Origin of the sequence: Citrobacter sp. wls716, from assembly GCF_005280975.1 — a bacterium.
Taxonomy (GTDB): Bacteria; Pseudomonadota; Gammaproteobacteria; order Enterobacterales; family Enterobacteriaceae; genus Citrobacter; species Citrobacter youngae.
This window is the reverse complement of sequence record NZ_SZWX01000017.1, coordinates 132,157-146,042: the sequence shown is the minus strand read 5'-3', so window position 1 is coordinate 146,042 and position 13,886 is coordinate 132,157. Positions and strand designations below refer to the sequence as shown.

15 protein-coding genes are annotated in these 13,886 nt (G+C 52.3%); 3 read left to right on the top strand and 12 right to left on the bottom strand.

From position 1 onward, the window contains the following. Positions 1-158: 158 nt before the first annotated feature. The 8 genes from FDX24_RS02030 to exuT form a co-directional block, all read right to left on the bottom strand. Entirely contained in the window at positions 159-458 is a 300-nt protein-coding gene (locus tag FDX24_RS02030) for a YqjK-like family protein (protein WP_137363753.1), read from the bottom strand. Next, positions 458-853, bottom strand: a complete 396-nt coding sequence (locus FDX24_RS02025) for a phage holin family protein (protein WP_048213345.1) — start codon at positions 851-853, stop codon at positions 458-460. The genes FDX24_RS02030 and FDX24_RS02025 overlap by 1 nt, the downstream gene beginning before the upstream one ends. Positions 854-855: 2 nt before the next feature. After that, entirely contained in the window at positions 856-1,161 is a 306-nt protein-coding gene (locus tag FDX24_RS02020) for a YqjD family protein (protein ID WP_003024832.1), read from the bottom strand. A gap of 33 nt (positions 1,162-1,194) precedes the next feature. Further along, entirely contained in the window at positions 1,195-1,563 is a 369-nt protein-coding gene (locus tag FDX24_RS02015) for a DUF1090 domain-containing protein (RefSeq protein WP_048213344.1), read from the bottom strand. 148 nt (positions 1,564-1,711) lie between these two features. Further along, positions 1,712-2,095: an EnvZ/OmpR regulon moderator MzrA gene (mzrA, locus tag FDX24_RS02010; protein WP_137363752.1), complete on the bottom strand. Its 384-nt coding sequence runs from the start codon at positions 2,093-2,095 to the stop codon at positions 1,712-1,714. A gap of 3 nt (positions 2,096-2,098) precedes the next feature. Next, positions 2,099-2,761 carry a DedA family general envelope maintenance protein YqjA gene (gene yqjA, locus FDX24_RS02005; protein ID WP_005131462.1) on the bottom strand — a complete coding sequence of 221 codons (663 nt, stop codon included), beginning with the start codon at positions 2,759-2,761 and terminating at the stop codon, positions 2,099-2,101. A gap of 349 nt (positions 2,762-3,110) precedes the next feature. Beyond that, on the bottom strand, positions 3,111-3,887 hold the full coding sequence (exuR, locus tag FDX24_RS02000; RefSeq protein WP_005131459.1) for a transcriptional regulator ExuR: 777 nt from the start codon (positions 3,885-3,887) through the stop codon (positions 3,111-3,113). A 134-nt stretch (positions 3,888-4,021) separates the two neighbouring features. Beyond that, positions 4,022-5,323, bottom strand: coding sequence for a hexuronate transporter ExuT (gene exuT, locus FDX24_RS01995; protein WP_048213342.1), 1,302 nt, complete (start codon positions 5,321-5,323; stop codon positions 4,022-4,024). Between the two features lie 474 nt (positions 5,324-5,797). Between exuT and uxaC the strand changes: the two genes are divergently transcribed. From uxaC to FDX24_RS01980, 3 genes are all read left to right on the top strand, one after another. After that, the gene (gene uxaC, locus FDX24_RS01990) at positions 5,798-7,210 is read left to right on the top strand and encodes a glucuronate isomerase (RefSeq protein WP_048213341.1); all 1,413 of its coding nucleotides are present in this window, start codon (positions 5,798-5,800) and stop codon (positions 7,208-7,210) included. 160 nt (positions 7,211-7,370) lie between these two features. After that, positions 7,371-8,858, top strand: coding sequence for a UxaA family hydrolase (locus FDX24_RS01985; RefSeq protein WP_048213340.1), 1,488 nt, complete (start codon positions 7,371-7,373; stop codon positions 8,856-8,858). A 134-nt stretch (positions 8,859-8,992) separates the two neighbouring features. After that, positions 8,993-9,547: a YgjV family protein gene (locus tag FDX24_RS01980; protein ID WP_137363751.1), complete on the top strand. Its 555-nt coding sequence runs from the start codon at positions 8,993-8,995 to the stop codon at positions 9,545-9,547. 14 nt (positions 9,548-9,561) lie between these two features. On the opposite strand, the gene sstT is transcribed toward FDX24_RS01980, so the two are convergent. From sstT to FDX24_RS01960, 4 genes are all read right to left on the bottom strand, one after another. Beyond that, a complete protein-coding gene (gene sstT, locus FDX24_RS01975; protein WP_137363750.1) occupies positions 9,562-10,806 on the bottom strand; it encodes a serine/threonine transporter SstT in 1,245 nt (414 codons plus the stop codon). Between the two features lie 242 nt (positions 10,807-11,048). Further along, positions 11,049-12,017, bottom strand: coding sequence for a TerC family protein (locus FDX24_RS01970; protein ID WP_137363749.1), 969 nt, complete (start codon positions 12,015-12,017; stop codon positions 11,049-11,051). Positions 12,018-12,287: 270 nt separating this feature from the next. Then, positions 12,288-13,286, bottom strand: coding sequence for a Gfo/Idh/MocA family protein (locus tag FDX24_RS01965; protein ID WP_137363748.1), 999 nt, complete (start codon positions 13,284-13,286; stop codon positions 12,288-12,290). 69 nt (positions 13,287-13,355) lie between these two features. Then, on the bottom strand, positions 13,356-13,859 hold the full coding sequence (locus FDX24_RS01960) for a M48 family metallopeptidase (RefSeq protein ID WP_048213335.1): 504 nt from the start codon (positions 13,857-13,859) through the stop codon (positions 13,356-13,358). Between the last annotated feature and the right edge of the window lie 27 nt (positions 13,860-13,886).

Genomic DNA, 13,886 nt, shown 5'->3' with positions numbered 1-13,886 from the left:
CACTCAGGCGGCTTATTGTGTTTTTTTGTGCAACGACGCCGCAGAGGGCGTCATTGCTGTCGATGAAGAGAATAATAAACGTGGCTAATGAGAATTGTTAGCAAGGAAAACTGTCAGAAATTTTCAAAAAATTTGAGGTTAGGTGGAAGGTGAGGGGATCAGCCGCGCAACTGCTGTTGTCTGATGGTCGATTTCACCAGACGCCAGATGCTCCAGGCGCTAAAGCCGCGTTTGGCCCAGCGTACCAGCAGGTTCGGATTACGGATGGTGCGAACCGCCATAATACTGCTCCCGACTAACACCCAACCACGCAGGTTCAACAGCGTTTTCCAGCCGCGATCGTAGACTTCAGTAGCCTCCAGCCAGTCGCGGCGAGTGGCTGACAGATCCAGCCGTTGCTGCTGGAGCTGTCCAAGCAGTTGCGCCTTACGCTGTAGACGTTCGACTTTACTGCTCATTATGCATCATCCTCCAGGGCCTTCCTGTCGTTAGCGAGTTCATTGCGCGTATGGCGCAGCAGCGTTGTTTTACGCGCTTTTCGCAACGTCCATAGCCCACCGATAAGCGCTAAAAGCAACAGCACAACGGTAGTGGCAATCATGGCGTTCAGGCGATATTGAGGGTCGATGGCCCAGATGATAAGCACCATCAGGCTCATCAGACCAAACGCCGCAAACAGCATGGTCAGCCCAAGCATCAGCAGGATCTGGATGAGATTGGCTTTTTCCTCTTCCAGCTCAACGACGGCCAACCGCAGCCGCGTCTCTACGATCTCAACAAAAATCGTCAGGACCCGTTGTCCAATCCCCAGGACGCTTTTGCCTGGACCTTGTGCGTGTTGAGAGTCAGCCATTGTTAGCGGCGCGACAGCAGTACACCAAGCACCACACCGACCGCAGCGCCAATGCCGACGCCTGTCCATGGGTTTTCGCGCACATAGTTGTCGGCTTTAGCGGCCGCTTCACGGGTTTGCTTAGCAATCACATCGCTGGTCTCGCTCAGACGATGGCGGCTCTCGCGCAGCGCATGTTCGGCTTTGCTGCGAATTTTACTCATCTCTTCCTTCGACTTATCGCCAGAGGAGCTCAGTACTTCTTCGAGCGTATCCGCAAGGGATTTCAGTTCAGCGCGCAGATTTTCCGTAGCGTTATCTTTTGACATAGTTTTCTCCAGGTGAGTGGGTAGTTACCTTACTTAGTAATCGCGGGTCTCAAGTTCTTTCAGCTCTTTCTGAGCTTCTGCAAGCTTACGTTCGCGTTTTGCGATTTTATCCGCATCGCCTTTTTGCTTAGCTTCGGCTAAATCACGCTGACGTTCGGCTATCTCATTTTTCTGCTCTGCGATTTTTTTCTGGTGATTCGCGCGCAGTTTGCTGTCAGTACAGTTTGCCCGAACTTCACTAAGCGCTTTGTTTAACCCATTGATGCGGCTCTGATTATTGTGCTTTTCGGCATAACTAATTTCCCGCTGAATATCTTGTTCTTTTTCCTGACAGAGGGTGGACGCGTAGCTGCCGGCGCTGAGTGCGAAAAGGCTAATGGCCAAAGCGATGCGGTATTTCATTCTTGAACCTTCCATTGTGATGCGACCCGATGTTTTGTGGTCGATGCTCCAGAATAATAAAGCTGTAGGTCATAACTTCAGTTTATTAATCATAGGCACTAAACGGTGAAATCACCAAAGTGAGTGATCTAATTCAGATTCCTGGAGATTAACCAAAGCGGTGCGGTGTATCCCGTAAACGAGATAACCACTGCACTGCCTGATTGTCATCATCCTGTTGAGCGATAACGAAGCCGTGTGGCAACGTTCGGTCCAGCACGACCTTTGCGGCTGCGCTCTGCGCGCTGGAATCAAAGGTGATCAGCAGCGCGTCATTTTGCGGAGTAATGCTTTTAAAGCGAATGCCGTTGGCGTCCAGGTGATGCCAGATAGAGAAGCCATCAGGCATGCTGGCTCCCTGGTTTACAGCACGAATGGCAAGCGTTGACTCCTGCTGGCGGATGACCGACCAGGTCAGGAGCAGCGCGCCGATAAACAACATAAAGGTGGTGGGCCAGGCCAGTCGTCGGATCGTTATGCGTGATTTCAGCATAATTTACCCTCGGTTCCCGTATTTCTTTTTCCAGAGTACAACCAGTGAACCGGCCAGGCCAACCACCAGTAATACGACAGGAAGCAGCATCAGGCAAGACATCAACTGATCTTCATACTTAAGAAAAACAGGTGTTTTGCCCAGTAGATAGCCTAGCGTGGTCAGAATCAGTACCCACAATAGCCCGCTCATCCAGTTGAAGAACTGAAAACGTGCATTATTCAGGCCTGACAGCCCGGCAATGGTCGGCAGTAATGTTCTGACGAACGCAATGAAGCGACCGACCAACAGCGCGGATAAGCCATGCTTGTGGAAAAGATGATGCGCGCGTTGGTGATAATGAGCCGGAAGATGTGAAAGCCAGTTCTGCACAGTGCGGGTATTACCCAACCATCGGCCCTGAATATAGCTGAGCCAACAACCGAGGCTGGCTGCGGTGGTGAGTAGCAGTACCGTTTGCGGAAAACCCATTGCGCCTTTGGCAATAAGAACGCCGACCAGTACCAGCAAACTGTCACCAGGTAAAAAGGCCGCGGGTAGCAACCCATTTTCCAGAAACAAAATTGTAAACAGTACAAAATACAGCATACCAATCATGGAAGGATTGGCCAGAGTTTCAAAATCCTGAGCCCATAAAGCATTCAATAATTGAGTCAGTAGTTCCATTCAATATTCCTGGAGAATCGGTTGTTGTCATGCCGGTTTTCTGGAGTTTGTAACGCCGCAATTTTATTGGTGTTTTTTACATGGTTCGCGGTCTGACACAAATTCACGGCCTGAACTATTCCCTGTAAAGTTGTGAAGTAAGCAAGCTCTCAAACATAAAAATTCAAATAGCATCTAATTGTAACAAAGGTCAACGTTGTCCGTTATATAAATTACGGTGGTTGAACTCTGATTTTGCTGATCGCAAGGGAGTGAGGCGAGAGGATTTACACAGGCTGACACTTTATACCTAATGCTTACTGAGTGTCAGAAACAGGCGCTGTTATCGCGCCTGTGAAAGTCAGAACGTTTATTTTGTGCTGTTTGCCGCGGTATCCAGATGAACGACCGGATTTTCCGTGAAAAGGTAACGATCCGCGTTGAACTCGAAATCATCGCTGGTTTCGTTAAACAGCATCTGTTTCGTGTTCTCAAGGTGCTGCCACATCGCCAGCTTGGCTGCATGCGGATCTTTGCGAATTAATGCCCGCAGGATCTGGTCATGGTCATCACACCAGTTGTCTACCGTGCGCAGATCAATGTGATCGTGCAATTTCTTCCAGTAGGGGTTGTGAACGCGCTGAGTCCACATTTTTTCAACAATGGCGGCCAGAGCTGAGTTTTGCGTCGCTAGCGCGACCTGAACATGGAACTGCAGGTCCCATTCGGAGTCACGAAAGCTTTTTTCGTTGCGCGACTTCTCCTGGATTTCCATCAGTTTCATGATGTCCTGCTTGGTCACCTGGGTGGCGGCAAACTCGGCGATGTTGCTCTCAATAAGCTGACGCGCTTGCAGCAATTCAAAAGGACCGTAGCTGGCGAATTCCAGACCTTCGTCGGGAGCAACATAATGTTTGGGTTGGTTAGAGATGACGTGGATACCTGATCCTTTACGCACCTCAACGTAGCCTTCAACCTCGAGCATGATAATCGCTTCACGAACCACGGTACGGCTGACATTCTTTTCATCGGCAATAAAGCGCTCGGCGGGAAGTTTATCGCCCACCAGATAGACGCCTTGCTCGATGCGTTCTTTTAGATCGGCAGCAAGTTGTTGGTACAAACGTCGTGGTTCAGTGATTTCCATATGCACTCCAGGCATGATACAGCAGACTATATTTGTTATACCACTTTTGCGATGGCGGCTCTACTCGCACCGACAAAAAAGCCGCCAGTTAACTGGCGGCTCTGCATTATATACCTATGACGACTAGCGTCAGGTTAATTTTGCGTAGCGGGAGAGCCGGTTTGCGGACCTGAATCAATCTCGCTTGCCGATTTGTTCTGCAGTACCGTCCAGATGACTAACGCACCGAGCAGGTCGAATACTGCCAGTACGGCGAACAGCGGGCTAAAGCCGATGGTATCAGCCAGGGCGCCAACGACCAGGGCAAACAGAGTACTCGCCAGCCAGGCTGACATCCCCGTCAGGCCGTTAGCTGTCGCGACCTCATTGCGGCCAAATACGTCAGAAGAGAGCGTAATCAGCGCGCCAGACAGTGCCTGGTGAGCAAAACCACCGACGCACAGCAGGGCAATAGCAATATACGGGCTGGTAAACAGACCAATCATCCCTGGGCCAATCATCAGCAGTGCACCCATGGTGACGACCATTTTACGGGACACGATCAGGTTTACGCCGAACCAGCGCTGGAACAGTGGCGGTAAGTAACCCCCGATGATACAGCCCAGGTCAGCGAACAGCATTGGCATCCACGCGAACATCGCAATCTCTTTCAGGTTAAAGCCGTAGACTTTAAACATGAACAGCGGGATCCAGGCGTTGAATGTCCCCCAGGCTGGTTCTGCCAGAAAACGTGGCAGTGCGATACCCCAGAACTGGCGGTTACGCAGGATCTGGCCAAGCGACATTTTCTTCGCTGTGCTGTTTTTATGCTGTGATTCCTGACCGTTAAGGATGTAATCACGCTCTTCGTCAGACAGTTTTTTCTGGTCGCGCGGGTGTTTATAGAAGACAAGCCAGGACATCGCCCAGATGAAGCTCAGGGCACCAGAAATAATGAACGCCATCTGCCAGCTGTGCATGACGATAGCCCACACGACCAGCGGCGGAGCGATCATCGCGCCAATAGAAGAGCCGACGTTAAAGTAACCTACGGCAATCGAACGCTCTTTTGCCGGGAACCATTCTGAACTGGCTTTCAGACCCGCAGGGATCATCGCGGCTTCTGCGGCACCGACTGCGCCTCGTGCCAGTGCCAGTCCACCCCAGCTACCAGCCAGCGCCGTGGCACCACAGAAGACGGCCCACAGAACGGCGAACATCGCGTAGCCTACTTTGGTGCCGAGCACATCCAGCACGTAGCCAGCAACGGGTTGCATTACGGTGTAAGCAGCAGAATACGCTGCGATGATATAGGAATACTGTTGAGTGGAGATGTGTAACTCTTCCATCAGAGTTGGCGCAGCTGCCGCCACAGTGTTACGTGTCAGGTAACCCAGCACGGTGCCAAGCGTCACCAGTGCGATCATGTACCAACGTAACCCTTTAATTTTACGCATGTAAAACCTCATCGTTTTGTTATGTCCGCTAACGAGCGGTCATCTTCCAGTCCAGGGCGGAGGATGTTCTTTTACGAAGGGCGTGACCGAAAAAAAACCGGCACTGCCCCGAACTTTGCCATGTCAATGATTGTGCTAATTCGGTTTCCGTACCGGTCAATCCGATGGCGGACCATCGGTAATTTGCATTCCGTCGGCTTATGTATCGCGACGGCAAAAAGATAACTTGTCATACAGCTTTAAAAGGTGAGTGCCATCACAAAAGTGTGAATCTTCGTGTGGTCATTAATTCGATTCAGCAAAGCCAGTGCTGGCGCGGCTTGCCGTGAGTTTTACCTCTTTGAGAGTAATTTTTTTGTCATCATTTGTTGATCTAACTCACGAAAATATCTTCAGCGTATGGAAATTGGTGTGATAACTTTGACAACATCAAAACATAAGCAATCTGACGCACTCGCTGAGAGGAAGACGATAATGACCCCGTTTATGACTGAAGATTTCCTGCTGGATACCGAATTTGCCCGCCGTCTGTATCATGATTACGCTAAAGACCAGCCAATCTTCGACTACCACTGCCATTTGCCGCCGCAACAAATCGCGGATAACTACCGTTTTAATAACCTGTATGACATCTGGCTGAAAGGTGATCACTACAAGTGGCGCGCCATGCGCACTAACGGCGTCGCTGAACGCTTGTGTACCGGTGATGCGTCCGATCGCGAGAAGTTTGATGCATGGGCCGCGACGGTCCCACACACCATCGGTAACCCGCTCTACCACTGGACGCATCTTGAACTGCGTCGCCCATTTGGTATTACAGGTAAGCTGTTGTCTCCTGCAACTGCCGATGAAATCTGGAATCAGTGCAACGAATTGCTGGCGCAGGATCGGTTTTCCGCACGTGGAATCATGCAGCAGATGAATGTGAAAATGGTCGGCACCACCGATGACCCGATCGATTCTCTGGAGCATCACGCAGCGGTCGCGAAAGACAGCACCTTTGCTATCAAAGTGCTGCCAAGCTGGCGTCCGGATAAAGCCTTCAACATTGAACTGGCGACCTTTAACGATTACATGGCGAAGCTCGGTGAAGTGTCTGACACCGAGATCCGCCGCTTTACCGACCTGCAAACCGCGCTTACTAAACGTCTTGATCACTTTGCTGCGCACGGCTGTAAAGTCTCCGACCATGCGCTGGATGTGGTGTTGTTTGCCGAGTCTAACGAAGCTGAACTGGATAACATCCTGGCGCGTCGTCTGGCGGGTGAAACCCTGAGCGAGCATGAAGTTGCCCAGTTCAAAACTGCCGTACTGGTGTTCCTTGGCGCTGAATATGCTCGTCGCGAATGGGTGCAGCAGTACCACATTGGCGCACTGCGTAATAACAACCTGCGTCAGTTCAAACTGCTGGGCGCGGATGTCGGTTTTGACTCCATTAACGATCGTCCGATGGCTGAAGAACTGTCCAAACTGCTAAGCAAGCAGAATGAACAGAACCTGCTGCCGAAAACCATCCTGTACTGCCTGAACCCGCGCGATAACGAAGTGCTGGGCACCATGATCGGTAACTTCCAGGGCGAAGGTATGCCGGGCAAAATGCAGTTCGGTTCCGGCTGGTGGTTCAACGACCAGAAAGACGGGATGGAACGTCAGATGACCCAACTGGCACAGCTCGGTCTGCTGAGCCGTTTTGTGGGTATGCTGACTGATAGCCGCAGCTTCCTGTCTTACACGCGCCATGAATACTTCCGCCGTATTCTGTGCCAGATGATTGGCCGTTGGGTTGCCGCCGGTGAAGCACCTGCAGATATTCAACTGCTGGGTGAGATGGTGAGAAATATTTGCTTCAACAATGCGCGTGATTACTTCGCCATTGAACTGAACTAAGAGCCTATCCATTAGGCTATTTTACTTGCCAGTTTGAACCTGGGCAGTGCTCAAAATCCTCACGTACTGCGTGTACGCTCCGGTTTTTGCGCGCTGTCCGTGTCCAAACTGGCTGCGACAATATACGCCTACTGAGATAGGCTCTAAGGTCCGGGTTGATATGCAATACATCAAGATCCATGCGCTGGATAACGTCGCGGTAGCGCTCGCTGATTTGGCTGAAGGGACGGAAGTTACCGTTGATGGTCAGGTCGTCACCCTGCGCCAGGCGGTGACTCGCGGTCATAAATTCGCTTTACGCGATATTGCGAAAGGCGAAAACGTCATTAAATACGGTTTGCCAATCGGCCATACGCTGGCGGACGTTGCGGCGGGTGAGCATATTCATGCTCATAACACGCGCACCAATCTGAGCGACCTGGACACGTATCGCTACCAACCTGATTTCCAGCCGGAAGTCGCGCAACCTGCCGATCGCGATGTGCAGATTTATCGTCGCGCGAACGGTGACGTTGGGGTGCGTAATGAACTGTGGATCCTGCCAACCGTAGGCTGCGTCAACGCCATGGCGCGCCAGATGCAGAACCGTTTCCTGAAAGAAACGAATGACGCTGACGGTATCGACGGCGTGCATCTCTTCAGCCACACCTACGGCTGCTCGCAGCTTGGCGATGACCACATCAACACTCGCACCATGCTGCAAAACATGGTGCGTCACCCGAATGCGGGGGCGGTGCTGGTGGTTGGCCTCGGTTGTGAAAACAACCAGGTGGATGCTTTCCGCGAAACGTTAGGGGAGTATGATCCTGACCGCGTTCACTTTATGGTCTGCCAGCATCAGGAAGACGAAGTGGAAGCAGGGATTGAACATCTCCATCAGCTGTACAACGTGATGCGTAACGATAAGCGCGAGCCGGGTAAACTCGGCGAGCTGAAGTTTGGTCTGGAATGTGGCGGATCTGACGGCTTGTCCGGGATCACCGCTAACCCGATGCTGGGACGTTTCTCTGACTACGTGATCGCCAACGGCGGGACTACCGTGCTGACTGAAGTTCCGGAGATGTTCGGTGCCGAGCAGCTATTAATGGACCACTGCCGCGATGAAGAAACCTTCGGTAAGCTGGTGACCATGGTCAATGACTTCAAGCAATACTTCATTGCTCACGACCAGCCGATCTACGAGAACCCATCGCCGGGGAACAAAGCGGGTGGTATCACCACGCTGGAAGATAAATCACTGGGCTGTACACAGAAAGCGGGTTCCAGCAAAGTTGTCGATGTACTACGCTACGGTGAACGCCTGAAAACGCCTGGTCTGAATCTGTTAAGTGCTCCGGGTAATGACGCCGTTGCGACCAGTGCGCTGGCGGGGGCGGGCTGCCATATGGTGTTGTTCAGTACCGGGCGCGGTACACCGTACGGCGGTTTTGTACCGACGGTGAAAATCGCGACCAACAGCGAGCTGGCCGCGAAGAAAAAGCATTGGATCGATTTTGATGCCGGGCAGCTAATCCACGGTAAAGCGATGCCGCAATTGCTGAACGAGTTTGTCGATACCATCGTTGAGTTTGCTAACGGCAAGCAAACCTGCAATGAGCGCAACGATTTCCGGGAACTCGCGCTGTTTAAGTCGGGAGTGACGCTGTAATAAATCCCTGATGGTGCCTGCAGGTCTGCGCAAACCGTAGGCCTGATAAGCGTAGCGCCATCAGGCACAAACCGTTGCCGGATGCTGGCGAACGCGCCTTATCCGGCCTACAAAATGGAGTTGGGGTTGCTTGCATGACCGCGTATTGGCTGGCCCAGGGCGTAGGTGTCATCGCCTTTCTGATCGGTATTACCACTTTTTTTAATCGTGACGAGCGCCGGTTCCGGCTACAGCTCGCCGTCTATAGCGCCACCATTGGCGTGCATTTTTTCCTGATGGGGGCCTGGCCCGCGGGAATGAGCGCTGAGCTTAATACCATCCGCACGCTCGTCTCAATGCATACCCGCAAACTGTGGGTAATGACCGTTTTTATTGTCCTCACGCTGGTTCTTGGGTTGGCAAAATTGCAGCATGCTATGGAGCTACTGCCTATTATTGGCACGCTTGCCAGTACCTGGGCACTGTTTCGTTGCAAAGGGCTAACCGTGCGCTGTGTGATGTGGTGTGCAACCGCCTGCTGGGTTGTTCATAATTTCTGGTTAGGATCGATTGGCGGGACGATGATCGAAGGCAGCTTTCTGGTGATGAACGGCCTGAACATTATCCGCTTTCGGCGGATGCAAAAGCGCGGTATTGATCCCTTTAAAATTGAAAACAGTGTACAGCAAGAAAAGCCCTCCGCCCGCTGACGGAGGGGCTGTGATTAGCCGCGCAGGGCGTTATTTGCCAGACGTTCGTCTTCAGCCTGGCAGGCTGCAGCAGTAAACAACACGTCAGTTGATGAGTTCAGCGCCGTTTCACAGGAATCCTGCAATACACCGATGATAAAGCCAACGGCCACCACCTGCATGGCGATGTCATTCGGGATACCGAACATATTGCACGCCAGCGGGATCAGCAGCAGGGAGCCTCCTGCGACGCCTGACGCGCCGCAAGCACACAGCGATGCCACCACGCTCAGCAACAGCGCCGTCGGTAAATCAACCGGGATCCCCAGCGTATTCACCGCCGCCAGCGTCAGTACGGTAATGGTGATCGCCGCGCCCGCCATATTGATGGTGGCGCCCAGCGGGATAGATACCGAGTAGGTATCACGGTCCAGATTCAGCTTCTCACACAGCGCCATATTCACCGGAATGTTGGCGGCAGAGCTGCGGGTAAAGAAAGCGTACACGCCGCTTTCGCGCAGACAGGCCAATACCAGCGGATACGGGTTACGGCGAATTTTCCAGAATACCAGCAGCGGGTTGACCACCAGCGCCACCAGCAGCATACAGCCGACCAGCACGGTCAGCAGTTGAGCGTAGCCCCACAGCGTGGCAAAACCGGTGGTTGCCAGCGTGGAGGAGACCAGGCCGAAGATGCCGATCGGGGCGAAACGGATCACCAGCTTCACCATAAAGGTGACGGCATTGGACATATCATTGACCAGATTTTTGGTCGTTTCATTACCGTGGCGCAGCGCAAAGCCCAGACCGACGGCCCAGAGCAGAATACCGATATAGTTGGCGTTAACCAGGGCATCAATGGGGTTAGAAACCATGCTCATCAGCAGGCTACGCATCACTTCAACAATACCGGATGGCGGCACGATATCGCCAGCGCTGCTGGAAAGGTGCAGTGTCGACGGGAAGGCGAAGCTGAAAACGACGGCCGCTAACGCGGCTGAAAACGTTCCGAGCAGGTAGAGGAACAGAATCGGGCGGATATTGGTTTTTTGCCCGTGTTGGTGGTTGGCGATAGAGGCCATGACCAGCATCAGAACCAGAATTGGCGCGACGGCTTTTAATGCGCCGACGAACAGCGTACCCAGCAGACCAACGGCTTCTGCCGCAGGTTTTGACACCAGTGCGAGTAAAATCCCCAGTACCAGGCCAATCAAAATTTGTTTAACCAGGCTCCCTTGTGCCAAACGCGAGAGTAGCCCCGATGAACGTTGCGTAGTCATGTCGTGATCCTTTCATTGTGTTGTTGCTCATCCATCGTGCGCTCTTACGACGCATCTTTCTGGATGTAACAAAGTGTTTGCGTGGTTGAGTATAAGGAAAGATAACGCTTCGGGAAGAGAAATATCCTGGATTCCCCGTTGAGATCATATTTTATAACTTTGAATTAACATTGTTTTGACATGATGAACAAAAAGCCCGACGCACATAGTGTGCCGTCGGGCTTTTCAGCTAGCAGATAACGTTACTGTATTTGCTGCTTTTTATCGTGCTGGTGGTTGACCCACGCGTTCACAATCAGCGTTACAAACAGAATACCGAACACTACGCCTAACGAAATAGCGATCGGGATATGGTAGAAATCGACGATCAGCATCTTGATACCGATAAACACCAGGATGATCGACAAACCATATTTCAGCATCGAGAAACGCTCCGCCACACCTGCCAACAGGAAGTACATCGCACGCAGCCCCAAAATAGCAAACAGGTTCGAGGTCAGCACGATGAACGGGTCGGTGGTAACGGCAAAGATAGCCGGAATACTGTCGACGGCGAAAATCACGTCGCTCAGCTCAACCAGAATCAACACCAACATCAGCGGCGTGACAAACAGCAGACCGTTTTTACGCACGAAGAATTTTTCATCTTCGATGGTATCGGTCATGCGTAAATGGCCGCGCAGCCAGCGTACTAACGGTCTGTCGCCGATACCGGAGGCATCTTCTTTCGCCAGCGCCATCTTCACGCCGGTAAACAGCAGGAACGCGCCGAACACGTACAGCAGCCACTCAAACTGGGCGATAAGCCAACTGCCGGCGAAGATCATGATCGTACGTAATACAATCGCACCCAGTACGCCATACACCAGTACCCGACGCTGCAATGCAGGGGGGACGGAGAAGTAGCTGAACAGCATCAGCCAGACAAAGACGTTATCTACTGCCAGCGATTTTTCAATTAAATAGCCGGTAAGGAACGCCAGCGCCTGCGGGTCGGCAACGGCGCGGCCCTGAGTCTCAGCCAGGTACCACCAGAATGCCGCGTTAAACAGCAACGACAACGTTACCCAGACGATTGACCAGGCCGCAGCCTGCTTCATCGACATCGTGTGCGCGCCACGACGACCCTGCAACAGCAGGTCAATGGCCAGCATAATGACCACCACAACAGCGAAGCCACCCCATAACAACGGTGTGCCGACAGTATTCATTTTATTTCCCCATGCATAAAAAAACGGCCAACGCCGAATGACGTTAGCCGCTGCTTTTTATGCATAGACCTTGCCATTCGGCAAGGTCTCACTTACAACAACAAAGGAATACGATGGCGTATTCCTTTGTTATCGCCCGGTGACCGGATGTGGTTTTTCACACATCGTAATGACGATCAACCGACAACAAAGTTACTCCCCTTTGCGGGTTACAAAATATTACAGGCCATGCATTCAGTCAATGGCCTGCAACATTCGTTTTACACACATTTACGCAGTCAGCGAGGTTACCGCTTCGTCTGCCGGGAAAACCACGCCGGTCTGGCGGCGAATTTCCGTTTGCAGTTTAGCGGTGATACGACTGACGGCCAGTGCCGGGTGATCCACTTCGCCGGATTCAACCAAATGGGCAAACGCCTCTGCCTCATACAGCATAGTATTGATGTGCTGAGGCACCGTAAGATCCTGCGTTTTGCCCCCGCGCGGAATAAAGCACACTTTCTGACACTCGGAAATCTTCTCGATAACCAGTGACCCTGATTCGCCCTGAATTTCGCTGGCCAGTACGGAATCACTGACTTTCGAGTGCTGCAACGTGACGCTAAAATCGCCGTAATTGAGTACGACCACGCCGTGGGCATCCACGCCGCTTTCCAGCAGGCTGGCGCTGGCCTGAACGCTCAGTGGTTCGCCCCACAGCGCAACCGCCGAGGCCAGGCAGTAAAAACCGATATCCATAATCGAGCCATTGGAGAACGCCGGATTAAACGTATTGGGATTTTCACCGTCGAGATAGCGCTGGTAACGCGAGGAGTACTGGCAGTAATTGATAAACGCTTTTCTGATTCTTCCAACTTTGGGAAGAGATTCCTGTAACAGCAGGAAGTTAGGCAGGCTGGCGGTCTTAAATGCTTCAAACAGCACCACCTGGTTTTCACGCGCGCAGGCGATAGCGGCTTCGGCTTGCGCCAGGTTTGAGGCCAGCGGTTTCTCACAAATGACATGCTTTTTGTGCTGTAGAAACAGCGTTGTCTGCGGGAAGTGCAGAGAGTTCGGACTGGCAATGTAAACGGCATCAATCGCGTCGCTTTGCGCCATGGCCTCCAGCGAGGTAAACAGATGCTCGACGGGGTAATCGTTGGCGAAGGTCTGTGCCTGCTCAAGGCTACGGGAATAGACTGCGGTTAACTTATACTTGCCGGTTTCATGGGCGGCATCGACAAACTGGCGGGTGATCCAGTTTGTGCCAATTACTGAGAAACGTATCATAAAGGCCTTCAGGCTGCGAAAAGGGATCCTTGCGTCAATTTAGCATGCCCTGAAGACAAAGCCAGTGCGCTACGGCGCAGTTTGCTTTAACGATTGTTGCGTTAACCACAGGCGGGTATCGAACTCCAGTTGGTGATACTGAGGCTCCATATGGCAGCAGAGCTGGTAAAACGCTTTGTCGTGCTCTTTTTCTTTCAGATGCGCCAGTTCATGCACGACGATCATGCGTAAAAAGGGTTCGGGGGCATTGCGAAAAACGGTCGCCACGCGGATTTCCGCTTTGGCTTTGAGCTTGCCACCCTGCACGCGGGAGACGGCAGTATGCAGTCCCAGCGCATTTTTCAACACGTGTATCTTACTGTCATACATGACTTTATTCAGCGGCGGGGCGTTTCGCAGAAACTGATTTTTCAGATCCTGGGTATATTGCCAGAGCGCTTTGTCGGTCGCGAAGTCATGCGTACCCGGATAGCGCTTCTCCAGCACCGCCCCCAGACGCTGTTCAGCAATCAGCGTACGAACCTGGGAAAGTAAATTCTCCGGGTAGCCTTGCAGATAGGTCAACTGACTCATTAGTGCCCCATATAAAGTATAAAAAGT

Bases quoted from the DNA above. Each gene is read 5' to 3' on its own strand.
- exuT (WP_048213342.1), bottom strand. From the start codon at position 5,323: ATGCGTAAAATTAAAGGGTTACGTTGGTACATGATCGCACTGGTGACG.
- FDX24_RS01965 (WP_137363748.1), bottom strand. From the start codon at position 13,286: ATGATACGTTTCTCAGTAATTGGCACAAACTGGATCACCCGCCAGTTT.
- FDX24_RS02015 (WP_048213344.1), bottom strand. From the start codon at position 1,563: ATGAAATACCGCATCGCTTTGGCCATTAGCCTTTTCGCACTCAGCGCC.
- FDX24_RS01960 (WP_048213335.1), bottom strand. From the start codon at position 13,859: ATGAGTCAGTTGACCTATCTGCAAGGCTACCCGGAGAATTTACTTTCC.
- FDX24_RS02025 (WP_048213345.1), bottom strand. From the start codon at position 853: ATGGCTGACTCTCAACACGCACAAGGTCCAGGCAAAAGCGTCCTGGGG.
- FDX24_RS01985 (WP_048213340.1), top strand. From the start codon at position 7,371: ATGCAATACATCAAGATCCATGCGCTGGATAACGTCGCGGTAGCGCTC.
- yqjA (WP_005131462.1), bottom strand. From the start codon at position 2,761: ATGGAACTACTGACTCAATTATTGAATGCTTTATGGGCTCAGGATTTT.
- FDX24_RS01980 (WP_137363751.1), top strand. From the start codon at position 8,993: ATGACCGCGTATTGGCTGGCCCAGGGCGTAGGTGTCATCGCCTTTCTG.
- uxaC (WP_048213341.1), top strand. From the start codon at position 5,798: ATGACCCCGTTTATGACTGAAGATTTCCTGCTGGATACCGAATTTGCC.
- mzrA (WP_137363752.1), bottom strand. From the start codon at position 2,095: ATGCTGAAATCACGCATAACGATCCGACGACTGGCCTGGCCCACCACC.
- FDX24_RS02020 (WP_003024832.1), bottom strand. From the start codon at position 1,161: ATGTCAAAAGATAACGCTACGGAAAATCTGCGCGCTGAACTGAAATCC.
- sstT (WP_137363750.1), bottom strand. From the start codon at position 10,806: ATGACTACGCAACGTTCATCGGGGCTACTCTCGCGTTTGGCACAAGGG.
- FDX24_RS02030 (WP_137363753.1), bottom strand. From the start codon at position 458: ATGAGCAGTAAAGTCGAACGTCTACAGCGTAAGGCGCAACTGCTTGGA.
- exuR (WP_005131459.1), bottom strand. From the start codon at position 3,887: ATGGAAATCACTGAACCACGACGTTTGTACCAACAACTTGCTGCCGAT.
- FDX24_RS01970 (WP_137363749.1), bottom strand. From the start codon at position 12,017: ATGAATACTGTCGGCACACCGTTGTTATGGGGTGGCTTCGCTGTTGTG.